Origin of the sequence: Croceibacterium mercuriale (genome assembly GCF_000802385.1) — a bacterium.
GTDB lineage: Bacteria > Pseudomonadota > Alphaproteobacteria > Sphingomonadales > Sphingomonadaceae > Croceibacterium > Croceibacterium mercuriale.
The window spans coordinates 531,904-553,035 of record NZ_JTDN01000002.1 but is presented as its reverse complement, the minus strand read 5'-3'; the positions used below and the strand labels follow the sequence as shown (position 1 = coordinate 553,035).

Sequence of the window (21,132 nt, the reverse complement as noted above, 5' to 3'; positions counted from 1 at the left end):
GTATGGCCACGCTCCCCGATATCCTTCGTCACCCCGCCGCCGCATCCCCCGAGTCGAGCACGCCGCAGCCCCGCGCCCTGCCTGCCAACCTGGATGCCGAGGCCGCCTTCCTGGGGGCGGTGATGATCGACAACCGGCTGCTGGAGGAACTGATGGTTCCGCTGCGGCCGGATCATTTCTTCGAGCCGCTGCACGGCCGCATCTTCGAACGGATCGGCCTGCAGATCGACAAGCAGATGGTGGTCACCCCCGTCACGCTGAAGCCGTTCTTCGATGCCGATCCCGCCATGGCGGAGCTGGGCGGCCCGTCCTACCTGCTGCGCCTCACCGCCGACGGCCACGGCCTGCTGGCGCCCAAGGAACTGGCGCAGCAGATCTACGACCTGGCGCTGCTGCGCGAACTGGTCAGCGTGGGGCGCGAACTGGTGGAGGGCGCGCTCGACACGTCCGAATCGGTCGAGCCGATGCTGCAGATCGAATCGGCGGAGGCGGCGCTGTTCCGGGTGGCCGAGGGCGCCACCGGCCAGAGCGAGGCGGAAAGTTTCCGTGGCGCGACCGGCAAGGCATTGGCCATGATCGAGACGGCGATCAATTCCGGCGGCCATGTCAGCGGCAAGACCACCGGGCTGACCTCCATTAACGAGAAGGTCGGCGGGCTGCACGATTCCGACCTCATCATCCTGGCCGGCCGCCCGGGCATGGGGAAGAGCTCGCTCGCCACCAACATCGCCTTCAACTGCGCCGATCGCTGGCTGCGCGACAAGCGCGACGGGATCGAGAAATCGGTCGGCGCCCCCGTCGCCCTGTTCAGCCTGGAAATGTCCAGCGATCAGCTGGCGACGCGTATCCTGGCCGAACAGGCGGGCATCTCCTCCGAAGCGCTGCGCATGGGCAAGATCAGCCGCGATGATTTCCAGCAGCTCAGCTACGCCAGCCAGCGCCTGGCCGAGCTGCCGCTGTATATCGACGACACGCCCGCCTTGTCCGTGTCCGCCCTGCGCGCCCGGGCGCGGCGGCTGAAGCGGCGGCATGGCATCGGCCTGATCGTGCTCGACTATCTGCAGCTGATGCAGGGCAGCGGGCGCAGCCAGGACAATCGCGTGAACGAGATTTCCGAGATCAGCCGGGGCCTGAAGACCTTGGCCAAGGAATTGCAGGTGCCGGTGATCGCGCTGTCGCAGCTCAGCCGGGCGGTGGAACAGCGCGAGGACAAGCGCCCGATGCTGTCCGACCTGCGCGAATCCGGATCGATCGAGCAGGATGCCGACATGGTGTGGTTCATCTTCCGCGAGGATTACTATGTCGCCAGCCGCGAACCCAAGATGCCGGTCGGCGATGGCGACATGAAGGGGCACGAGGCGCACGCCGCCTGGCAGGCCGAGATGGAGCAGGTCTATGGCCTGGCCGAGCTGATCGTGGCCAAGCAGCGCCACGGTGCCACCGGCAAGGTACGCCTGCGGTTCGAACCCAAGATCACGCGCTTCTCCGATCTGGCGGAAGGCGAGTATGGTGGCGGGAGCAGCAGCTACGAATGAGGTGCTGTCCGCACAGTCATACAGCTCGCCGGTCGGTCATCATATGATTGCTTGCTAATCACCCGATCCGTGTGCAGGCATGCTGTGCCAGAACGAGGGAGCACGCCTCTGGCCGGTGCAGGAGCGTCCATGCCCTCGATTGCCAAAGCCGCGACCCGCAACCTCCTGCTCCGTGCGATGAGCGACGATGATTTCGCGCTGCTCGCCCCGCATCTGGAACTCCGTTCGGACCGGCGGGGTCACATCATGTTCGATCGGGAGGTCGCGACCGACCGGGTCTGGTTTCCGGAAAGCGGCCTCGGTTCGATCATCACCAGCTCGCCGGACGGCCTCCGTTCGGAGAACGGCCTGTTCGGACGGGACGGCTTTGCCCCCGTGTCGATCATCATGGGCTCCGACCGGAGCCCGCATATGGCGATCGTCCAGGTGGCCAGCGAGTGCCAGGTCATGCCGGCGGCCGCGCTGCTCGAGGCAATCTCCGCCAGTGCCAGCCTGCGCGCCATCCTGCTGCTCTATGCCCAGACACTATCCGTCCAGACCAGCTATACCGGGCTCAGCAATGCCGTACATCTGGTGGAGGAGCGGCTGGCCCGCTGGCTGCTGATGTCGCAGGACCGGCTGGACGGCACGGAGGTGCCGCTGACGCATGAATATCTGTCGATCATGCTGTCTGTCCGGCGGCCCAGCATCACCTCGGCATTGCACGGGCTGGAAGGCAACCGGCTGATCCGGGCCGAACGCGGCTGCATCATCATCCGCGACCGTGCCGGGCTGGAGGAGTTTGCCCGCGACCTGTATGGTGTGCCCGAAGCGGAATATGAACGGCTGATCGGGCCGCTGCGCTGAAGCTCAGTGGCCGCGTGCGCGCTGCGCCTTGTCGAGCGCGGACAGCAAATCGTCGAACCGCCCGTCATCGGTGACCGGAAACACCTTCTTCAGGCTGCTTCCCAGCGTGCGGACGTTGCTTTCGGTCAGCAGTCCCACGGCAACGATCTTCTCGCTCGACACACCATCAATTCCTCTTCCATTGCACCTGTCTCGGGCACATCATTAGCAACAACAGCGGGCGGGGCACTTGTTTCCACCTTATGGACCACAGGTCCAGAATCCGGCGAACACCCGTTCCGCCCCGTCGCCGCGCTGGGCCAGCAATTCGGCCGTACGGGGCGGGGACTCACCGCCGCTTCGGGCTGCGGCACCGACCTTGCGCACCGTCAGGGTCAGGCCTCTGGTGCCGAACCGCCCGCCATCCAGCATCGCGTCATATCCGCCATCCTGCAGTGCGAGGCCCTGCTCCACATAGCTGCCGATCTTGACCGCGAAGCTGGCCCGTCCGGCCGCATCGGCCACATCGCCGCGTGCCAGCATCAGCGACGGCCCGCCCGCGCTCTGGCTGAAGCTGCAGGCCAGTTCGCCCGCCAGCGTGATGCCCGACAGGTCGGCCGCCGTAAGTGGCGTCAGGACCAGATCCGATCCATCCCCTCCCGTGGTGGGGCTGGGTGCATCGGGGTTGTCGACCGGCACCGCATGGCTGGCATCCGGGATCGGCGTGGCCGCAGGGGTGATCGCCGGGGCGGCGCCGGGCGCAACCTGTTCGACGGCGTTGCCGGGCTCTCCCGGGAGTGGCTCGTCCTCCGTCGCGTTGCAGGCAGACAGGGCGGCGCTGGCGATCAGCGCACCGGCGAAAGCGAAGGTGTGTCTGTTCATGTCGGTTCAACCCGCGATCGCACAACTGGTGCCGGGGCGGGCAGGGCGGCAATCCTTGACTCCGGGCGGCCTGTCGCATAGGTGGCGCACTTTCCGCACAAGCTGTGTCTGACAAGGGAGTGCACCATGGCGCGCGTCACCGTCGAAGATTGCGTCGACAAGATCCCCAACCGCTTTGATCTCGTCCTGCTGGCTGCCCAGCGTGCGCGCGAGATTTCCGGCGGCGCGGAACTGACCATCGATCGCGACCGCGACAAGAACCCCGTCGTCGCCCTGCGCGAGATCGCGGAGCAGACCGTGCGTCCCAAGCACCTGCATGAAAGCGTGGTGCAGTCGCTGCAGCGCGTCCTGCCGGATGAGGAGGACGAGGCTGACGCGATCGGTTCGCTCAGCCAGTCGGCCGAAGCCATGCGCCTGTCGGCCGCGGCGCCCGCCCGCAACACCAGCGTGGGCGGCGATTACGAAGGCTGATCGCCGACATATTACCAGATAACGCAGAGGGCCGTGCCGCAAGGTGCGGCCCTTTTCGCATCCGGTGAGTCCGCGCTGTGACCGATCGCCGGCGCAGCTTGCCTGCGGTCATCAAACTGTCACAAGCTGCCCGCCATGGCAGTGATCGCGATCTATTCGGTGAAGGGCGGCGTGGGCAAGACCACCCTGGCCGCCAATCTGGCCTGGTGCTCTGCCACCATCTCGTGCCGCCGCACCCTGCTGTGGGATCTGGACCCGGCGGGCGGCGCCGGCTTCCTGCTGGGCGACGATACCGGCAGCACACGATCGGCTGACGGCAAGGGCGCCGGACACATCTTCGCCGATGGCGATCCCGACCGCCTGATCCGCCGCACCGCGTGGGACCGGCTGGACCTGCTGCCTGCGGATGAGAGCCTGCGTGATCTCGACGCGCTGTTCGCCACCCTGGGCAAGCGCAAGCGGCTGGCCAAGCTGACCGCGGCGCTGGCAGGCCGCTACGACCGGATCATCCTGGATTGCCCGCCGGTGCTGGGCGAAGTGGCTGGGCAGATCCTGCGCGCCACCGACCTGCTGGTGCTGCCGCTGCCGCCGTCGCCGCTGTCCACCCGGGCGCAGGGCACGGTAGAGGCCGCCATCCGCCAGCGCACCAAGCGGTCGCCGGTGATGCTGCCGGTGCTCTCCATGCTCGATCGCCGCCGCGCCCTGCACCGCGACATCGCCGCCGAGCATCCGGACTGGCCGACCATCCCGCTGGCCAGCGCGGTGGAGCAATGCGCGGTGCAGCAGCAGCCGGTCGGCGCCTTTGCCCCGGCCTCTGCCGCCACCACCGCCTTCGGCCAGCTCTGGACCCGGATCGAGCGCGAGCTGGCCGCCTGAGCCTTCAGGGTTCCGCCCGCAACTGCAGCCGGCCCGCGCGCAATCCGTCCGCCTGGGCCTCCACCTGCATCGTGCCCGCGCCCGCACCGCGCACCAGCGCCGTGGCCCAGCCATCCTGTGCCTGCCGGGTGGCGGAGGGGAAGGGTACGTGGTCCGTGCTGCTCGCATTGTCCGTCGCCACCAGCGTGCCCGATCCCGCCACGCTGAAGCGCAGCTCGTGCGCGGCGCGCGGCACGGTGACACCATCGGCATCCACCACCCGCGCCCGCACATAAGCCAGCGCGTCGAGGTCTGATCCGACCGTGTCGATCTCCGCCGACAAGGCGATGGCGACCGGCGCCCCCGCCGTCACCAGCCGGTCGGTCACCGCGCCCGCACCATCATCGCGGCATTCCGCCCGCACCTCGCCCGGGGCGAAGGTCACCGCCCAGCGGCGCGGTGACGCATCCTGGTTGATCGGCAGCACGCCCAGGCTGGCCCCGTTCAGGAAGGCCTCGACCGACTGGCAATTGCTGTACACCTCGATCGTCTCGGGATGGGGCGTCAGGTCCTCCGGCGTCCAGTCGTCGAACAGCGCCACCTTGGGCGCGGGCGTCGCCACCGCGATCATGGTCGGCAGTACCGGCTGGTTTGGCCCGCCGGCGCCATCGGTGGCCTCGCCGGCCGCATTCGGGTCGGCATTGCGCACCACGTATAGCACCGGCGTCTCCGCCCACCAGCTGGCCCGCTCCATGCCGCGGATCTTCAGCCGGCCGGTGCGGTCCAGCAGGCCGGCGGGATTCTGGATGTTGGGCCAGCCGGACCGGTTCGCTTCCCCCAGATAGTCGACCCCTGTCCACAGGAACATGCCGGCATAGGCGGGGTAGTCGCGCACCGGCACCCAGTTGGTGCGATTGTGCCCGTTTTCCGTCCCCACGATCATGCGCGTGGAATCCTGCTCGTGCGCCGCGATCAGCTCGTTCTCGCGATAGTTCTGGCCCACCACGTCCAGCATGTCGGCAAAGCCGTTATTGTAGTCGCCGGTCACGTTGGGGCGGAACAGGCCCATGGTGACCGGGCGCGTGGGGTCGGTCGCGTGGATGATGCCCATGATGCTGGTCAGCGCTGCCTTGGCCTCCACCGGATAGGCGGTGTCGTGGATCTCGTTGCCGGCGCTCCACACCACGATGCTGGGATGGTTGCGGTCGCGCCGGATCATCTCGGCCGTGTCGCGCTTGTGCCAGTCGCCGAAGAACTGGTGGTAATCGTACGGCGTCTTGGCGACATTCCACTGGTCGAACAGCTCGTCCATCACCAGCAGGCCCAGCTCGTCGCACAGATCCAGGAATTCCGGGCTGGGCACGTTGTGCGCCGTGCGGATCGCATTCACGCCCAGTGCCTGCAAGGCGGTCAGCCGCTGGCGCCACACGTCCAGCGGCACCGCCGCGCCGACCGCGCCGCCATCATGGTGCAGCGCCACGCCCTTCAGCTTGATGTTCTCGCCATTCAGCCAGAACCCGCTGTCGGCGCGGAACTCCGCCTCGCGGACACCGAAGCGCACATCCTGCGCGTCGCTGGCGCCATCGGGGCCGAGCACGCGGATGCTGGCGGTGTAGAGCGCGGGATCGTCGGTATGCCAGCGACGCGGCGTCGGCATCGGCAGCTCCGCCGCGACCACCGCCTTGCGCAGGCCGTCCACCCGCTGCACCGGCGTGGTGGTGCGCGCCACTTCCCGGCCATCCGGGTCGGTCAGCACGATCTCCACCCGTGCATCCGTGGCACCCTCGGCGGCGTTCTCCAGCTCCGTGCTCACCGCCACCGTGGCGCCATCGGCGGCGATGCGCGGGGTGTGAACGAAGGCACCATCCTGCGTGATGTGCAGTTCCCCCGTCTCCACCAGCCGCGCCCGGCGATAGATGCCGGAGCCATTATACCAGCGCGACGACGGCGCCGCGGCCGTATCGCTGCGCACCGCGATCACGTTCGGCGCATCACTGCGCAGATAGCGGGTGATGTCATAACGCAGGCTGACATAGCCCTGCGGACGGTAGCCGACATGCTGGCCGTTTACCCACACGCCGCTCCGCTCCATGATCCCGTCGAACTCGACGAAATAGCGGCGTCCGGCCTGCGGCATCACGTCCAGGGTATGGCGATACCAGGCGACGCCGGTGGGCAGGAAGCCGTTCTCCCCCGCGCCGCGCGCATTCTGGTCGAACGGTCCGGCGATTGCCCAGTCATGCGGGACGGAGACGGTCTGCCACGCACCGTCGTCGGTCGTGGCCGCCTCGGCCCCTTCCGGATCGGCCTGGATGAAGCGCCAGCCATCCTCCAGCGGCGTGACGATGCGCTGGGCGGCGGCCGGCTGATGCAGCGCGCCCGCCAGCAGGGCGGCCATGATCGACAGAGATGCTTTGCGCATGGCGGGGTCCTCTCTCCGCTATTTTGCCGGCATCATGCAGCGCACGTTGCCGGACGCCAAGCAATTTTCCGCATAGTGGGACGGCTTTCCATTTAGCGGATGAACTGACCATGTGTCGGACCCATCCCGAAACCATTTTCCTACTCGCCCGCTCGCCGCCTACCCGACCACCCATGACCACCCGCAAGCCGATCCGCCCATGGCAGCCCTATTTGAAGGTCCCGCCCTTCCTGCCGGTGCCGCTGCGCACCCGACGCGACGGCTGGACGCCTGCGCGGCAGGCCCGGTTCATCGCCCTGCTGGTCCGCCACGCCTGCGTCCGCACCGCCGCCGCTGCGCTCGGCCTGTCGCGGGAAAGCGCCTACCGGCTGCGCCGCCACCCCGATGCCGGCTCCTTCCGCGTGGCATGGGACACGGCCATCACGGGCAAGCGGCAACGCGCCTGGAAGTTCACACGGTCCGAGACTGCCGATCTGGCGCATCATGGCCCGTTCCACCTCCGCCTATGGCGCGGCAAGGTCTGCGACATCATCAGGAAACCGATCAACAACAGCTTGTTGTCGCTGATTACTCGGCTGGACCGGCTGCTCGCCCATCTCTCGCCGGCGCAATGCACGACCTTGCTCGGCCACATGGACCCGCTGGCACATTACCGTCGCCTCCTGTCAGGCCCACGGCATCGTCAAGCCGGCCCGCCGATCGCAGGTGACGGCACGACGATGCTGGCCTAGACCGCGCCGATGCAGGAACTCCTCGCCCCCTGGTACCTCTGGCTCAAGGCCGCGCACGTCATCTTCGTGATCTTCTGGATGGCGGGGCTGTTCATGCTGCCGCGCCTGTTCGTCTATCACCAGGAAAGCGCGCCCGGATCGCCGGACAATGCGCTGTGGGTGGACCGCGAACGGCGCCTGCTGCGGATCATCATGAATCCGGCCATGATCGTGGTGTGGGTGCTGGGCATCGCACTGGCGCTGGGCAGTGGCGCGTTCAGCCAGGGCTGGCTGCATGCCAAGCTGCTGATCGTGCTGGGGCTGAGCGGCTATAACGGCTTCCTGTCCGCCTATGCGAAGAAGCTGGCCCGGGGGGAACGGACCCTGTCCGGCAAGTCGCTGCGCCTGCTGAACGAGGTGCCGGGGCTGGCCGCGGTGATCATCGTGGTGCTGGTGATCGTGAAACCGTTCTGATTTTGCCGGTCTGATGCACCGTCGGAATTGACCTGCCCGCCGGGCGGGATTATCTGCATACCCACTCCGGCTGGGGGCGCTGCCAACGCATGCGCCCGGGTTGCTTTCCCCAAGCCCCATACCCTCCGACCATCGGCCCGCCGGCCTCCGAACGGACTACCACCATGCATCTGAAAGAATTGAAGAAGCGGACGCCGGCCGAACTGGTTTCCATGGCCGAGGATCTGGGCGTCGAAGGCGCCAGCACCATGCGCCGGCAGGACCTGATGTTCGCCATCCTGAAGGAGGTCGCCGAAGATGGCGAGGAGATCCTCGGCATCGGCACGATCGAGGTGCTGCAGGACGGCTTCGGTTTCCTGCGCAGCCCGGAGGCGAACTATCTCGCCGGCCCGGACGACATCTATGTCTCGCCCAACCAGGTCCGCAAGATGGGCCTGCGCACCGGTGACACCGTCGAAGGCGAGATCCGCGCACCCCGGGATGGTGAGCGCTACTTCGCGCTGACCAAGCTGCTGAAGGTCAATTACGACGATCCGGATGCCGTGCGTCACCGCACCAATTTCGACAATCTCACGCCGCTCTATCCGGACGAGCGGCTGGTGCTCGACACCGTCGATCCCACGGTGAAGGACAAGTCGGCGCGCGTGATCGACCTGATCAGCCCGCAGGGCAAGGGCCAGCGCGCGCTGATCGTGGCGCCGCCGCGCACCGGCAAGACCGTGCTGCTGCAGAACATGGCCAAGGCCATCACCGACAATCACCCCGAAGTGATCCTGCTGGTGCTGCTGGTGGACGAGCGGCCGGAAGAAGTCACCGACATGCAGCGCTCGGTGAAGGGTGAGGTGATCTCCTCCACCTTCGACGAGCCCGCGCAGCGCCACGTGCAGGTGGCCGAGATGGTGATCGAAAAGGCCAAGCGGCTGGTCGAGCACAAGCGCGACGTGGTTATCCTGCTTGACTCCATCACCCGCCTGGGCCGGGCCTACAACACGGTGGTGCCAAGCTCCGGCAAGGTGCTGACCGGCGGTGTCGACGCCAATGCCCTGCAGCGCCCGAAGCGCTTCTTCGGCGCGGCGCGCAACATCGAGGAAGGCGGTTCGCTGTCCATCATCGCCACCGCGCTGATCGACACCGGCAGCCGCATGGACGAGGTGATCTTCGAAGAGTTCAAGGGCACCGGCAACTCGGAGATCGTGCTGGACCGCAAGGTGGCGGACAAGCGCATCTTCCCGGCGCTGGATGTCGGCAAGTCCGGCACCCGCAAGGAAGAGCTGCTGGTGGACAAGGCCAACCTGTCCAAGATGTGGGTGCTGCGTCGCATCCTGATGCAGATGGGCACCATCGATTCGATGGAGTTCCTGCTGGACAAGATGAAGGACTCCAAGACGAACGAGGACTTCTTCGCCACCATGAACCAGTAAGCGGGCAGGGTACCGGCAGGTCGTGGATCGCCCACGACCTGCCGGTCTGCCTCAATCGTCAGCCACAACCATCGTGCCGCGCCTGGCATCGATATGGCTGACGCTGCAGACATCGACTTCGTACAGCTCTGCCTCGGCATCGTCCGCGTACTGCACCTTGATGTCGAACTTGCAGGCGCCCGATCCGTCATCGAAGTCGAAGCGCATCACCTCATCCTCGATGATGACGTCCTCGCCCAGCCAGTCCTTGCCCCAGCCTTGCACACCGGCATTGGTGGCATAGACGTAATAGATCGACACGCTGTCGAGATTATGGATCTCGACCTGGCGATTATGGGTCTGGGCCGCACCAGGTGTTGCCAGTGCTGGCGAAAGACACAGTAAAAACAACCAGTTCTTCATGCTGGATTCTCCCTCTACCTGCGCCTGTCACGACGGCTGCGATGCCGGATCTCTGGCGGGCGATCCCGCTACTCTAGCAAAAGGCGAACGCCGCACCATCTGCTTGTCAGGCATGTGTGACAGGCGACCTTGTGCAGGATCGGCACAGGACGGACAGCGATAGCCGCGGTGGAGCAAGGCGGTTATGGTGCCGGAAAACGAAAGGACCTTACCATGAAGATGACCATCGAGATCGACTGCTCGCCGGACGAGGCCCGTCGCTTCATGGGCCTGCCCGATGTGGAGCGGGTCAATGGTGTGTATCTCGATGCCATGAGCAAGGCGATGCAGAACGTCAGCAGCTTCGACCAGATCGAAAGCTACGCGAAGCAGGTCGCCCCGATGGGCCAGTTCGGGTTGAACGTGTTCAAGAGCTTCATCGAAGGCGCACAGCAGGCGGCCGGCACCTCCAGCCTGTCGAAGGATCCCAAGCAGGGCTGACCTTGGACACGATCTTCGCCCTGTCGAGCGGGCCGCCACCCGCCGGCATCGGCGTGATGCGGATCAGTGGCCCTGCGGCCGGTGCGACCTTGCAGGCGCTGGCCGGTGTCTTGCCACCGGCGCGTCGCGCCACATACCGCACGCTCCGCAACGTATCGGGGGAGCCGCTCGATCAGGCATTGATCCTCTGGCTGCCGGGCCCCGGTACCGCCACTGGCGAGGACATTGCCGAACTGCACCTCCATGGCGGCCGCGCGATCATTGCCGCCGTGGAGCGCGAACTGGCGGCGCAGCCGGGCCTGCGGAGTGCCAGCCCGGGCGAGTTCACCCGTCGCGCCTTCGCCAATGGCCGCATCGATCTGGCGGAGGCGGAGGGGCTTGCCGATCTGCTCACCGCCGAGACGGAACTGCAACGGCAGGCCGCCATGGCCGCGGCAGGTGGGCTGCTGTCCGCACAGGTCGAAGGCTGGCGCATCCGCCTGCTCCACCTTGCAGCCTCGCTGGAGGCGGTGCTCGACTTCGGTGACGAGGATGATGTGGCGTTACCGCCCAGCTTCATGGTCGATCTTGCCGCACTGGCGCACGACATCGACACGGCGTTGGCAGCGCCATCGGCAGACATGCTGCGCGAAGGATTCCGCGTGGCGCTCGCCGGGCCTCCGAATGCTGGCAAGTCGACCCTGTTCAATGCGCTGGTCGAACAGGAGGCAGCCATCACCGCCGCAATCCCCGGCACCACGCGTGATGTGCTGAGCCGCCCGGTGGCGCTTGCCGGGATCCCGTTCCTGCTGATCGACATGGCTGGCCTGCGCGATGACAGTGCCGACCCGGTCGAGGCCATCGGTATCGCTCGCGCCGAAGCGGAGATCGCCCGCGCCGATCTTGTCCTGTGGCTCGGGCCGGAAGGACGAGGACCGCATGGAGCATGGGAGATCGACGCGCAGAGCGACCGAGGCGAACGGCAGAAGTCGTCGGCAGCCATGCAGCTGTCGGCGCGCACGGGGGAGCGCATCGATGTCCTGCGGGAGCGGCTGGTCGAGCACGCCCAGACGCACATGCCCAAACCAGGTCAGGCGGTGCTCAACCTTCGACAACGGACCTTGCTGCAGACAGCAGAGCAGGCACTGGCGGACGCTTGTCATGCAGCCGATCCGCTGGTGCAGGCGGAGTTGCTTCGCATGGCGCGGGTCAGCTTCGATCGGATGGTGGGGCGAAGCGGAACTGAAGACGTGCTTGACGCACTGTTCGGTCGCTTCTGCATCGGCAAATGAGTGTTTCACGTGGAACAGCGCTTTTGACCGTGGAGGCAGGAACGCCTAGATAGCGCGGATGCACAGCTTCGACATTCTGGTGGTAGGCGGCGGACACGCCGGCTGCGAGGCAGCAGCTGCTGCTGCGCGCATGGGCGCACGTGTCGCCATGGTGACGTTCGATCTTGCCACGATTGGCGCCATGAGCTGCAACCCGGCAATTGGCGGCTTGGGCAAGGGGCACCTCGTGCGGGAGGTGGATGCGTTTGACGGACTGATGGGCCGGGCCGGCGATGCCGCTGCCATCCATTACCGCATGCTCAATCGTTCGAAGGGCAGCGCCGTGTGGGGCCCGCGCATCCAGGCGGATCGCCAGCTGTTCCGCGCCGCCATTCAGCGTGAGCTGCAGGCACTGGAGACGCTGACCCTGATCGCCGGCGAGGCCGCAGCGCTGGTGCAGGAAGGGGAGCGGGTGAGCGGGCTGCAGCTGGCCGACGGTACGAACCTTCACGCGAATGCCGTTATCCTGTGCACGGGCACCTTCCTGGGAGGACAGCTGTTCCGCGGAGAGGAACGGCTGACTGGCGGCCGGATCGATGAGGACGCCGCGCATCGCATGGCGGCGCAGCTGCGCGGGGCGGATCTGCCGATGGCGCGGCTGAAGACAGGTACACCACCGCGACTGGATGGCCGCACGATCGACTGGGCGCGGCTGGAGGTGCAACCTTCGGACGATGAGCCGTGGACGCTGTCACCGTTGACCCAGCGCCGGGTCAATCCGCAACTTGCATGCGCGATCACCCGCACCAACGCCGCCAGCCATGACATCATCCGCGCCAACCTGGATCGCTCGCCGCTGTTCAGCGGAGCGATCGAGGCCGCCGGGCCGCGCTACTGCCCCTCGATCGAGGACAAGATACATCGTTTTGGCGATCGGGACGGGCACCAGGTCTTCCTGGAGCCGGAAGGTCTCTCCACACCCTTGGTCTATCCGAACGGGATCAGCACCTCCCTCCCAGCTGATGTGCAGCTGGCGATGCTGCACAGCATGGCGGGGCTTGAGCAGGTGGTCATGGCCGTACCGGGTTACGCAGTGGAATACGACCACATCGATCCGCGTGCCCTGACCCCGCAGCTGGAGGTGCGTGCCATGCCTGGTCTCTATTGTGCCGGGCAGATCAACGGTACGACCGGGTACGAGGAGGCTGCGGCGCAGGGGATGGTCGCGGGCCTGTCGGCGGCCGCCAAGGTGCTCGATCAGGCGCCACCAGCACTGGACCGCGGCAACAGCTACATCGCGGTGATGATCGATGATCTGACATTGAACGGCATCAGCGAACCGTACCGGATGCTCACCTCGCGGGCCGAGTACCGCTTGCGCCTGCGGGCCAGCAACGCCGCCAGCCGGTTAACTCCGATTGCACTGGCGATGGGCTGTGTCGGACAGGAGCGTGCCGCATGGTTCGCCCGACAGCAGGACGAACGCGCCCGGTGGGATGCAGCGTTGGAACGCACTGTATCCGCTGCCGACCTGACACCGCTCGACATTCGTCGCGACGCTGGCCGGATGAGCCTGCGCGAGTGGTTGCGTTTCCCGCAGGTAGAGCTCCCAGCGCTCAGCCTGTGGCTTGACTCCGCGCTTGATCCCGCTTCCGACGTTGCGCTGGAGGTCGCAGAAGACGCTGCCTATGCTCCCTATCTGGAGCGCCAAGAGAGCGAATTGCGGGATTTGCGGAGCAGCCAGCATGTGCCGCTCGGCGGCGCGTTCGCCTACGATGCCGTACCTGGGCTTTCCGCGGAGATGGTCGAGCGACTGCAGCAGGCGCGTCCAGCAACCCTGGCGCAGGCGGGGCAGGTTCGTGGCATCACGCCGGCTGCGTTGGCTGCCGTACTGGTGCAGGCGCGTCGTCAGCAGGTGGTGGCATGATCATCGACGAGACCACGGCGCGGGCGTTCTGCGCTTCCCATCTGCACACGGCAGGGGTGGCGAAACTTGACCTGCTGGCGACCCTGCTGACGGAAGAGAATCAGCGGCAGAACCTGGTAGCTGATGCGTCACTTGCGGCGGTATGGCAGCGGCATTTCGCCGACAGTTTGCAATTGTTGCAGCATGCGCCAGCCGGTCAAGGGGTCTGGCTGGACCTCGGCACGGGGGCCGGATTTCCCGGTCTGCCCATCGCTCTGTCGCAGCCACAGCGGACGGTGGTGCTGGTCGAGTCGCGCAAACGTCGTGTGGAATGGCTGACGGCAGCCGTAGCTACGCTCCGGCTCGACAACGTACGAATTATCGGCGCCAAGCTGGAGAAGGCGGATACCGTCTCGGCCGAAGTGATCTCCGCCCGGGCCTTTGCTCCCCTGGCACGGCTGCTGCCACTTGCCAGGCGATTTTCTTCTCCTTCGACCACATGGCTCTTGCCGAAAGGCCGTTCCGCTGTGCAGGAACTCGCCGAGCAGAGTGCGGTAGTGCAGCAGATGTTCCATGTGGAACACTCCATTACGGACGCAGAGGCAGGCATTCTGGTGGGGCAGGGGGTCCCGGCGACATGATCACCATCGCGATTGCCAATCAGAAGGGTGGCGTGGGCAAGACCACGACCGCTATCAATGTGGCCACCGCGATGGCGGCGGTGGGCTGGCGTACGCTGTTGGTCGATCTTGATCCTCAGGGGAATGCGTCTACCGGGCTGGGTGTCGGGTCCGCAGAGCGCGACTATACGTCCTATGACCTGCTGCTCGGCGAATCCGATCTGGCGCAATGCAGCGTCGCTACCAAGATACCGAACCTTACGCTGGTGCCGGGCACCGTGGACTTGAGCGGTGCGGAGATCGAACTGGTCAGCGGTGACCACCGGACGCAGCGGTTACGCAATGCGCTGGCCGACGCTCCGCACGATATCTGCTTCATCGATTGTCCGCCGTCGCTGGGGCTCCTGACGCTGAATGCGCTTGGCGCCGCGAACAGCCTGCTGGTGCCGTTACAGTGTGAGTTCTTCGCCCTGGAGGGCTTGAGCCAGCTGTTGCAGACGGTGGAGCAGGTGAAGGGGCGGTTCAATCCGCAACTGGTCATCGTGGGTATCGTGCTGACGATGTATGACCGGCGCAACCGCCTGACCGAGCAGGTTGCCGAGGATGTGCGGGAAACCTTGGGCGAGCTGGTGTTCGAGGAGGTGATCCCGCGCAACGTCCGGCTGTCGGAAGCACCCAGCCATGGATTGCCGGCATTGCTGTACGATCACCAATGTGCGGGCTCGAGGGCTTACATGAACCTGGCACGTGAACTGATCGGTCGGATCGGGGCGAAGGAAACAGCATGAGCGGTACGGACAGCAAGAGCGGCGACGCGGTGCAGCAGGACCGTGCACCGGCCCGACGCAAGCTTGGCAAGGGGCTCGGCGCGTTGCTGGGCGAGGTTCGCGGTGAGGAGGCGGTGACGGCCAAGCGCGGAGAGGATCCCGCCGACGGAGCTGTCCGCGAGGGACTCGCAAGCCTGCCGGTAGGATCCATCGAGCCGCATCCTGACCAGCCGCGGCGCCACTTCGACGAAGATGCGCTGGATGAATTGGCAGCGTCGATCGCGGCGCGTGGCGTGATCCAGCCGGTGATTGTCCGCCCGATGCCGGGCGGACGCTATCAGCTGGTCGCCGGCGAGCGGCGCTGGCGGGCCGCACAGCGCGCCCGGCTGCACGAGATCCCTGCACTGGTGCGGGAGCTGGCCGAGCGTGACGTGATGGCGCTGGCGCTGATCGAGAATATCCAGCGCGAAGACCTGAATCCGGTGGAAGAGGCGCGCGCCTATCACCGGCTAGCCGAACATGAGGACATGACGCAGGCGGAGATCGCCCGGCTGGTGGAGAAGTCCCGCAGCCATGTCGCCAACCTGCTGCGGCTGCTGAGCCTGCCGGCAAGCGTGCTGGATCATGTGGAGGCCGGGCGGCTGGACATGGGCCACGCGCGTGCTCTGGTGGGGCATGGCGATGCAGTTGCAATTGCCGAGCGGGCAGTGTCGGAAGGGCTGACCGTACGCGACGTCGAGCGGCTGGCCCGCAAGGATCGCGGGGAGGTGAAGTCCGACCCGCGCCCGCGGGCCAAGGGAACGGGTGCGCTGGATGCCGACACCGAGGCGGTTCAGTCCAGCCTGGAGGAGTTTCTGGGGCTGCCGGTGCGTATTGCGCCTGATGCCGACTCACGATCGGGTGCGATCACTGTGAGCTACAGGACGCTGGACCAGCTGGACATGCTATGTCAGCGATTGTCGGGCGGCGAGATCTAGCTCTCCGCTAACTCACTGTCATGAAAGCTTATTTCTGAAAACCCGCCGAGATTGCTCTGGTTATCCAGCTTGGCGTCGAGCTTTCATTGCCCACATACGAAAAGGGCCGGCCCTCGCATCCGAGGACCGGCCCTTTTTCAGATCGTAACGGGAAAGTTCAGGCGGCCGCAGCGACGGGTGCAGCAGCCTTCTTCAGTTCACGCTTCACCTTCAGCGCACGGGCGCTCAGCTTGGTGTCGGAGGTCTTCAACAGCCAGTTGTCCAGCCCGCCATTATGCTCGACCGAGCGCAGGCCGTGCGTGGAGACGCGGAACTTGAAGCTGCGATCCAGCCCTTCGCTCATCAGCGTGACGTTCTGCAGGTTGGGCAGGAAGACGCGCTTGGTCTTGTTGTTGGCGTGGCTCACATTGTGGCCAGTCTGGCGGCCCTTGCCGGTCAGTTCGCAGATGCGCGACATGCTTGCTCTCTCGAATCAGTTTCAGCCAGGAGGCAGCGGAAGCAGCCAAAGGCCTGTGGGAAAGGCGCGCGCATAGCGTTCGGGGCGGTTGTCGTCAAGCAAACGAGGCGATAGCGCGGAGCGCGATGACCCGCTGGCCGCTTCCCGTGCCGATGCAGCGCGCCCTTGAACTGGCGGCGGAGGCGGCTGCTGCCGGGGAGGTCCCGGTCGGCGCCGTGGTGGTGCAGGCCGGGCGGATCATCGGGGAAGGGCGCAACGCCCCGCGCGCCCTGCACGACCCCACCGCCCATGCGGAGATTGCCGCAATCCGGCAGGCGGCGGCGCATCTGGGCAGCGAACGGCTGGGCGGATGCGATCTGTGGGTCACGCTGGAACCATGCCCGATGTGCGCCGGCGCCATCATTCATGCGCGGATACAACGCCTGTATTACGCCGCACCCGACGGGAAGGGGGGGGCGGTGGCACATGGGGCGCGCCTGTTCGACCAGCCCGCCTGCCTGCACCGGCCGGAGGTCTATGGCGGCATGGGGGAGGGCGAGTCGGCGGCGCTGCTGCAAGGCTTCTTCAGGGAGCGGCGCTAGCATCGGCAAACCAGCGCCGCGTACTGCGCGCGAACAGGCAGGCGGTGGCGGTGATGGCCAGCGCAAGGGTCAGCCACTCCACCGGCGGTGTGTCCGGCCGGAGCAGCGCCACCCGCAGCGCGACCATTGCCGGCACCAGCCAGCGCACGAGTCGCGCACGGCGCCACCAGGCCAACGCCACCGGGATCAGCACGATCGACAGACGGGCACTGCTGGCCACGATCGCGAAGTCGCGGGTAATGGTCAGGGCCGGCAGGGTCGCCGCCCAGCCGGCCTGCGTCCCGGGCAGGTCGCTCAGGGCCGCGGCGAAGGTGATGAGGCCCTGCACCACGAACAGAACCGCAAAGGCCCTGATGGGCCAGGGCCGCCTCACAATGGTGTGAAATCCAGCCCGATATCGGCGGCAGGCGCGCTCTGCGTCAGGCGGCCGACGGAGACATGGTCGACCCCGCTGGCGGCCATGGCGCCGATCGTGTCCAGCGTGACGCCACCGCTCGCCTCGGTCACAGCTCGCCCGGCGATCAGCGCGACCGCTTGCCGCAAGGTATCGGGCGCCATGTTGTCGAGCAGCAGGTGATCAGCGCCGGCCGCCAGCGCCGGCTCGATCTGGTCGAGGCGATCCACTTCGCAGATGATTCGCGCGATTCCGGCGGCGCGGGCACGGCGCACCGCCTCCGCCACGTCGCCCGCCACGGCGATATGGTTGTCCTTGATCATGGCCGCATCCCACAGGCCCATGCGATGGTTCTGCGCGCCGCCCTGCCGCGTGGCGTACTTCTCCAGCAGGCGGAGGCCCGGGATGGTCTTGCGCGTGTCCAGCAGGGTGCAGCGCGCTCCGGCGCCGATGGCATCGACATAGCGCCGCGTCAGGGTGGCAACCCCGGACAGGTGCTGCACCGTGTTGAGAGCAGAGCGTTCCGCGGTCAGCAGCGCGCGGGCATTGCCCGTCAGCCGCAGCAGCGTGGTGCCGGCGGGCACCTGCTCGCCGTCCTGCACCAGCGGCTCGATCTCGATTCCGTCATCCAGCGCGGAGAAGAAGGCGCAGGCGACCGGCAGCCCGGCCACCACGATCGGATCGCGGCTGGCCATGATCCCGGCAAAGCGCGCATCGGCCGGAATGACGCTTTCGGCCGTGACGTCGCGTCCGCCACCGGGCAGGCCCGTGCCCAGATCCTCGTTCAGAACGGCGTCGACGAATGCCCCCAGGTCAAGGCCGGGCAGATCGAAGTTGTGGTGCGAGTAGGGCATGCCGTCAGATGGCGGTTTTTCCCGCCGCCCTCAAGCATGGCCTGCCATCAATGGACGAAGCGGGCGACCACGTCGCGGTAGGAGCGGCTGACCTTCACCTCCGCACCCGACTGCAGCACCAGGAAGCATTCGCCATTGGTGTGCGGCTTCACCTGGCGCACCTGATCCAGGTTGACGATGGTGGAACGGTGCACCCGCTGGAAGGCGCGCGGGTCCAGCCGGCGCTCCAGGTCCTTCATCGTTTCGCGCAGGATCAGCGAATTGTCGCCGGTGTAGATGCACATGTAGTCGCCGGCCGCCTCGATATGCTCGATGCTGCCGACATCCACGCGGAAGATCTGCCCGCGGTCCTTGACGTTGATGATCCGTTCGTAGCGGCCGGCAGCCTCGTCATCCGTGGGCATGTTCTCCACGGCGTCGGGCGCGACCTCGGCCAGCACGTCCTTCAGCTTCTCGGCTTCCTCGCTCGAGCGCTTCTCGGCCAGGCGCTGGCGTACGCGCTCGATCGTGTCGGCCAGCATGTCCGGATCGACCGGCTTCATCAGGTAATGCACGGCGTTGGCCTCGAACGCGCGGATCGCATGTTCGCCATAGGCAGTCACGAAGACGAACAGCGGCGGTTCGATCTCCATCACGCCCTTCACGACGGAGAAACCATCGAACCCCGGCATCTGGATGTCGAGGAACACCAGATCGGGCTTCTCCGTCTTGATCGCCCGGATCGCCTCCCGTCCGTTGGCACAGGTGGCGATCACCTCCACGTCGGGAAAGGCCTCCAGCCGCAGCTGAAGACCCTGGATGGCGAGCTTTTCGTCGTCGACGAGGATGGTGCGAATGGTCATGCTTGGCTCCCCGATGCCCTGTGGGCCGGTGGGTTGTGAACGGGCGAGGCGATGGCAGGTTTCACATGCGCGGCGAACGGCTGCGACGGGTGATCGGCCGGTGCGCCATCGGCCTGCACTTCGAACGGAATCTCGATGGTGACGGTGAAGCCGCCTTCGGGCGGCGTACTGATCTCGAAACGGTGATCGTCGCCATAGGCCTGCGCCAGACGGTTGCGGATATTGGCCAGACCCACGCCGGTGGACTCGGTGCGGCTGGCGGGCTGCTCCATCGCCAGCGCGCGCCCTTGCGTGCCGGGGCCGGTATCGGCCACCACCAGCCGCAGCCGGCCGCCCAGCACCTGCGCCGTCAGGCTGATGCGCGCGCCCTCCTCCTGCGGGGACACGGCGTACTTGATCGCGTTCTCCACCAGCGGCTGCAGCAGCAGGCTGGGGATGGCGGCGTGCACCGCGGCGGGATCGACCCGGAACTGCGTGCGCAGCCGCTCCTCGAACCGCATCCGCTCGATATCGAGGTAGAGCTGCAGCGTGTGCACCTCCTGCGCGACCGTCACCGTGCCGCCGGGTTGCGCCACCAGCGTGTGCCGCAGGAAGGCGGACAGCCGGGTCAGCATGGCATTGGCCGGTTCCGTCTGCTTCAGCAGGACCAGCGTGCTGATGGAATTGAGCGTGTTGAACAGGAAATGCGGGTTCAGCTGGTACCGCAGCATCGCCAGCTGCGCGCTGGTCGCCTGCGCCTCCAGCCGTTCCAGCCGGTCGGCCTGTTCCTCCACCTGCAGGAAGTAGTTGATGGCGTAATACAGCGCCGACCAGGCGCCCAGCAGCGTCAGGTCCAGGTAGAACACGCCCAGCACCAGCCCGGCGAAGCCGGTGTCGCTGGTCTGCGCCTGGTACAGGCTGAGCACCCAGCCATTGATCGCGGCGGACACGATCACCGCCACGCCCAGCGCCAGCGCGGTGGAGCTCCAGGTCACCAGCGGGCGACGGTGGATCAGCTGGCCGAAGACGACGGACAGGATCAGGCTGATGGAAAGGCGCGTCACCATCTGGATCAGCACGATGACCAGGAAACTGGCCGGCCGGCCATTGGCGATGCTGGTGACGGCATGCAGCAGCATGGCGCCGCCCCAGCCGATCAGCTGCAGCCGCCAGAAGGCGCGGTTTTTGTCCGCGAAGAAGGGGGCGGCGGGGGTGAAATGCAGCCGGGACAGCGCGGCGGACTGGCTGGCGCCAGGGCCGGACCGCGCATCCTGCCGGCGCGCGGAAGGGCGCAGCGGGTTCAGCTTGCTGCCCCTGCGGGCGCGCTGCGGCCGGTACGCGCGGCGTCGATCGCCTCGGCCAGCGCCTGCTGCCCCACGGCCCCGTTCAGGAACTGGTTGCCCGCGATCCAGGCCGGCGTGCCGCTGATGCCCAGCTGCGCGGCCATGGCGGCATTGGCCTGCAGCGCCTGCTCGATCGCGCCGCCGCCTATATCCGCCTGCGCGCGGGCCAGGTCCAGCCCGGCCGTGCGGGCGGCGGCGGCGATCGTGGCGTCCGACGGCGGACCCAGGCGGAACATCGCATCGTGAAACGCGGGGTAGCGGCCCTGCTGCGCCGCGGCGAGCGCCATGCGCGCGGCATCGGCGCTGGCCGGGGACAGGATGGGGTATTCGCGCATCACCACCTTCAGGTCCGGATTGGCGGCGATCAGCGCGGTGACATCGTCCATGCTGCGGCGGCAGAAACCGCAGGCATAATCGCTGAACGCGACCAGCGTGACCGCGCCTTGCGGATTGCCCAGCACCGCGCCGGGAAAGGGGCGCTCCAGCTCCGCCCGCAGCGGTTCGATCCGGCCCTGCTGTTCACGTTGCTGCAGCAGGGCGATCGCTTCCGGCAGCACCTGCGGATTGGCCAGCAGGTAATCGCGGGTGCGGCTGTCGCCCAGGCCCGAAAAGCTCCAGCCCGCGGCACCGGCGAAACCGGCAACCAGGGCGACAAGGATCGTCAGCAGCCAGCGCATGGCTTGCG

Annotated in this window: 24 protein-coding genes; 14 read left to right on the top strand and 10 right to left on the bottom strand. The window is 66.9% G+C overall.

All coding sequences use genetic code 11. The features are described 5' to 3' along the window. Positions 1–2 precede the first annotated feature (2 nt). Positions 3–1,535 (top strand): replicative DNA helicase, encoded by a 1,533-nt coding sequence (locus tag PK98_RS12210; protein ID WP_081996220.1) that lies wholly within the window; start codon positions 3–5, stop codon positions 1,533–1,535. Positions 1,536–1,712: 177 nt separating this feature from the next. Beyond that, positions 1,713–2,381, top strand: coding sequence for a Crp/Fnr family transcriptional regulator (locus PK98_RS12205; RefSeq protein WP_161792442.1), 669 nt, complete (start codon positions 1,713–1,715; stop codon positions 2,379–2,381). Between the two features lie 3 nt (positions 2,382–2,384). Here PK98_RS12205 and PK98_RS17225 read toward each other — a convergent pair whose 3' ends face one another. Next, on the bottom strand, positions 2,385–2,543 hold the full coding sequence (locus tag PK98_RS17225; RefSeq protein WP_162835557.1) for a hypothetical protein: 159 nt from the start codon (positions 2,541–2,543) through the stop codon (positions 2,385–2,387). Between the two features lie 78 nt (positions 2,544–2,621). Continuing rightward, complete coding sequence (locus tag PK98_RS12200) at positions 2,622–3,242, bottom strand: hypothetical protein (protein ID WP_039097149.1); 621 nt, start codon at positions 3,240–3,242, stop codon at positions 2,622–2,624. Between the two features lie 126 nt (positions 3,243–3,368). On the opposite strand from PK98_RS12200, the gene rpoZ reads away from it, so the two are divergent. Beyond that, positions 3,369–3,713: a DNA-directed RNA polymerase subunit omega gene (gene rpoZ, locus PK98_RS12195; protein ID WP_039097148.1), complete on the top strand. Its 345-nt coding sequence runs from the start codon at positions 3,369–3,371 to the stop codon at positions 3,711–3,713. 135 nt (positions 3,714–3,848) lie between these two features. Continuing rightward, positions 3,849–4,589 carry a ParA family protein gene (locus tag PK98_RS12190; RefSeq protein WP_039097147.1) on the top strand — a complete coding sequence of 247 codons (741 nt, stop codon included), beginning with the start codon at positions 3,849–3,851 and terminating at the stop codon, positions 4,587–4,589. Positions 4,590–4,593: 4 nt separating this feature from the next. On the opposite strand, the gene PK98_RS12185 is transcribed toward PK98_RS12190, so the two are convergent. Continuing rightward, positions 4,594–6,990: a glycoside hydrolase family 2 TIM barrel-domain containing protein gene (locus PK98_RS12185; protein WP_039097146.1), complete on the bottom strand. Its 2,397-nt coding sequence runs from the start codon at positions 6,988–6,990 to the stop codon at positions 4,594–4,596. A 173-nt stretch (positions 6,991–7,163) separates the two neighbouring features. Between PK98_RS12185 and PK98_RS16055 the strand changes: the two genes are divergently transcribed. The 3 genes from PK98_RS16055 (at position 7,164) to rho (ending at position 9,595) form a co-directional block, all read left to right on the top strand. After that, a complete protein-coding gene (locus PK98_RS16055; protein ID WP_052208622.1) occupies positions 7,164–7,721 on the top strand; it encodes a hypothetical protein in 558 nt (185 codons plus the stop codon). 9 nt (positions 7,722–7,730) lie between these two features. Further along, positions 7,731–8,174, top strand: a complete 444-nt coding sequence (gene hemJ / locus PK98_RS12175) for a protoporphyrinogen oxidase HemJ (protein WP_039097145.1) — start codon at positions 7,731–7,733, stop codon at positions 8,172–8,174. 164 nt (positions 8,175–8,338) lie between these two features. Continuing rightward, positions 8,339–9,595: a transcription termination factor Rho gene (gene rho, locus PK98_RS12170; RefSeq protein WP_039097144.1), complete on the top strand. Its 1,257-nt coding sequence runs from the start codon at positions 8,339–8,341 to the stop codon at positions 9,593–9,595. A gap of 51 nt (positions 9,596–9,646) precedes the next feature. Here rho and PK98_RS12165 read toward each other — a convergent pair whose 3' ends face one another. Beyond that, the gene (locus PK98_RS12165; RefSeq protein WP_152608653.1) at positions 9,647–9,997 is read right to left on the bottom strand and encodes a hypothetical protein; all 351 of its coding nucleotides are present in this window, start codon (positions 9,995–9,997) and stop codon (positions 9,647–9,649) included. A 213-nt stretch (positions 9,998–10,210) separates the two neighbouring features. Here PK98_RS12165 and PK98_RS12160 point away from each other — a divergent pair, with 213 nt between their 5' ends. From PK98_RS12160 to PK98_RS12135, 6 genes are read left to right on the top strand one after another with little or no spacing between them, the layout of a single operon-like run. After that, positions 10,211–10,477: a DUF6489 family protein gene (locus PK98_RS12160; protein ID WP_039097142.1), complete on the top strand. Its 267-nt coding sequence runs from the start codon at positions 10,211–10,213 to the stop codon at positions 10,475–10,477. Continuing rightward, positions 10,474–11,748 carry a tRNA uridine-5-carboxymethylaminomethyl(34) synthesis GTPase MnmE gene (gene mnmE, locus PK98_RS12155; protein WP_039097652.1) on the top strand — a complete coding sequence of 425 codons (1,275 nt, stop codon included), beginning with the start codon at positions 10,474–10,476 and terminating at the stop codon, positions 11,746–11,748. The genes PK98_RS12160 and mnmE overlap by 4 nt, the downstream gene beginning before the upstream one ends. 58 nt (positions 11,749–11,806) lie before the next feature. Further along, on the top strand, positions 11,807–13,654 hold the full coding sequence (gene mnmG, locus PK98_RS12150; protein WP_039097141.1) for a tRNA uridine-5-carboxymethylaminomethyl(34) synthesis enzyme MnmG: 1,848 nt from the start codon (positions 11,807–11,809) through the stop codon (positions 13,652–13,654). Continuing rightward, positions 13,651–14,274 (top strand): 16S rRNA (guanine(527)-N(7))-methyltransferase RsmG, encoded by a 624-nt coding sequence (gene rsmG, locus PK98_RS12145; protein ID WP_039097140.1) that lies wholly within the window; start codon positions 13,651–13,653, stop codon positions 14,272–14,274. The genes mnmG and rsmG overlap by 4 nt, the downstream gene beginning before the upstream one ends. Further along, entirely contained in the window at positions 14,271–15,041 is a 771-nt protein-coding gene (locus PK98_RS12140; RefSeq protein ID WP_039097139.1) for a ParA family protein, read from the top strand. The genes rsmG and PK98_RS12140 overlap by 4 nt, the downstream gene beginning before the upstream one ends. Beyond that, entirely contained in the window at positions 15,038–15,997 is a 960-nt protein-coding gene (locus tag PK98_RS12135; protein WP_039097138.1) for a ParB/RepB/Spo0J family partition protein, read from the top strand. The genes PK98_RS12140 and PK98_RS12135 overlap by 4 nt, the downstream gene beginning before the upstream one ends. A gap of 157 nt (positions 15,998–16,154) precedes the next feature. Here PK98_RS12135 and rpmB read toward each other — a convergent pair whose 3' ends face one another. Continuing rightward, positions 16,155–16,454: a 50S ribosomal protein L28 gene (gene rpmB, locus PK98_RS12130; protein WP_039097137.1), complete on the bottom strand. Its 300-nt coding sequence runs from the start codon at positions 16,452–16,454 to the stop codon at positions 16,155–16,157. Positions 16,455–16,579: 125 nt separating this feature from the next. Between rpmB and PK98_RS12125 the strand changes: the two genes are divergently transcribed. Continuing rightward, positions 16,580–17,035 carry a nucleoside deaminase gene (locus PK98_RS12125; protein ID WP_039097136.1) on the top strand — a complete coding sequence of 152 codons (456 nt, stop codon included), beginning with the start codon at positions 16,580–16,582 and terminating at the stop codon, positions 17,033–17,035. Here PK98_RS12125 and PK98_RS12120 read toward each other — a convergent pair. The 5 genes from PK98_RS12120 to PK98_RS12100 form a co-directional block, all read right to left on the bottom strand. After that, positions 17,019–17,366: a hypothetical protein gene (locus tag PK98_RS12120; RefSeq protein ID WP_161792441.1), complete on the bottom strand. Its 348-nt coding sequence runs from the start codon at positions 17,364–17,366 to the stop codon at positions 17,019–17,021. The two genes, PK98_RS12125 and PK98_RS12120, sit on opposite strands and share 17 nt — an antisense overlap. A gap of 38 nt (positions 17,367–17,404) precedes the next feature. Continuing rightward, on the bottom strand, positions 17,405–18,283 hold the full coding sequence (gene nadC, locus PK98_RS12115) for a carboxylating nicotinate-nucleotide diphosphorylase (RefSeq protein ID WP_039097134.1): 879 nt from the start codon (positions 18,281–18,283) through the stop codon (positions 17,405–17,407). Between the two features lie 47 nt (positions 18,284–18,330). Further along, positions 18,331–19,125, bottom strand: coding sequence for a LytR/AlgR family response regulator transcription factor (locus PK98_RS12110; protein ID WP_039097133.1), 795 nt, complete (start codon positions 19,123–19,125; stop codon positions 18,331–18,333). Beyond that, positions 19,122–20,336, bottom strand: a complete 1,215-nt coding sequence (locus PK98_RS12105) for a sensor histidine kinase (protein ID WP_039097132.1) — start codon at positions 20,334–20,336, stop codon at positions 19,122–19,124. The genes PK98_RS12110 and PK98_RS12105 overlap by 4 nt, the downstream gene beginning before the upstream one ends. 68 nt (positions 20,337–20,404) lie before the next feature. Continuing rightward, positions 20,405–21,124, bottom strand: a complete 720-nt coding sequence (locus PK98_RS12100) for a DsbA family protein (protein WP_039097131.1) — start codon at positions 21,122–21,124, stop codon at positions 20,405–20,407. Between the last annotated feature and the right edge of the window lie 8 nt (positions 21,125–21,132).

Bases quoted from the DNA above. Each gene is read 5' to 3' on its own strand.
- rpoZ (WP_039097148.1), top strand. From the start codon at position 3,369: ATGGCGCGCGTCACCGTCGAAGATTGCGTCGACAAGATCCCCAACCGC.
- PK98_RS12160 (WP_039097142.1), top strand. From the start codon at position 10,211: ATGAAGATGACCATCGAGATCGACTGCTCGCCGGACGAGGCCCGTCGC.
- PK98_RS12165 (WP_152608653.1), bottom strand. From the start codon at position 9,997: ATGAAGAACTGGTTGTTTTTACTGTGTCTTTCGCCAGCACTGGCAACA.
- PK98_RS12125 (WP_039097136.1), top strand. From the start codon at position 16,580: ATGACCCGCTGGCCGCTTCCCGTGCCGATGCAGCGCGCCCTTGAACTG.
- rpmB (WP_039097137.1), bottom strand. From the start codon at position 16,454: ATGTCGCGCATCTGCGAACTGACCGGCAAGGGCCGCCAGACTGGCCAC.
- rsmG (WP_039097140.1), top strand. From the start codon at position 13,651: ATGATCATCGACGAGACCACGGCGCGGGCGTTCTGCGCTTCCCATCTG.
- PK98_RS12110 (WP_039097133.1), bottom strand. From the start codon at position 19,125: ATGACCATTCGCACCATCCTCGTCGACGACGAAAAGCTCGCCATCCAG.
- PK98_RS12135 (WP_039097138.1), top strand. From the start codon at position 15,038: ATGAGCGGTACGGACAGCAAGAGCGGCGACGCGGTGCAGCAGGACCGT.
- PK98_RS12190 (WP_039097147.1), top strand. From the start codon at position 3,849: ATGGCAGTGATCGCGATCTATTCGGTGAAGGGCGGCGTGGGCAAGACC.
- mnmG (WP_039097141.1), top strand. From the start codon at position 11,807: ATGCACAGCTTCGACATTCTGGTGGTAGGCGGCGGACACGCCGGCTGC.
- PK98_RS12200 (WP_039097149.1), bottom strand. From the start codon at position 3,242: ATGAACAGACACACCTTCGCTTTCGCCGGTGCGCTGATCGCCAGCGCC.
- nadC (WP_039097134.1), bottom strand. From the start codon at position 18,283: ATGCCCTACTCGCACCACAACTTCGATCTGCCCGGCCTTGACCTGGGG.
- hemJ (WP_039097145.1), top strand. From the start codon at position 7,731: ATGCAGGAACTCCTCGCCCCCTGGTACCTCTGGCTCAAGGCCGCGCAC.
- PK98_RS12185 (WP_039097146.1), bottom strand. From the start codon at position 6,990: ATGCGCAAAGCATCTCTGTCGATCATGGCCGCCCTGCTGGCGGGCGCG.
- PK98_RS12100 (WP_039097131.1), bottom strand. From the start codon at position 21,124: ATGCGCTGGCTGCTGACGATCCTTGTCGCCCTGGTTGCCGGTTTCGCC.
- PK98_RS12205 (WP_161792442.1), top strand. From the start codon at position 1,713: ATGAGCGACGATGATTTCGCGCTGCTCGCCCCGCATCTGGAACTCCGT.
- PK98_RS12140 (WP_039097139.1), top strand. From the start codon at position 14,271: ATGATCACCATCGCGATTGCCAATCAGAAGGGTGGCGTGGGCAAGACC.
- PK98_RS12210 (WP_081996220.1), top strand. From the start codon at position 3: ATGGCCACGCTCCCCGATATCCTTCGTCACCCCGCCGCCGCATCCCCC.
- PK98_RS16055 (WP_052208622.1), top strand. From the start codon at position 7,164: ATGACCACCCGCAAGCCGATCCGCCCATGGCAGCCCTATTTGAAGGTC.
- rho (WP_039097144.1), top strand. From the start codon at position 8,339: ATGCATCTGAAAGAATTGAAGAAGCGGACGCCGGCCGAACTGGTTTCC.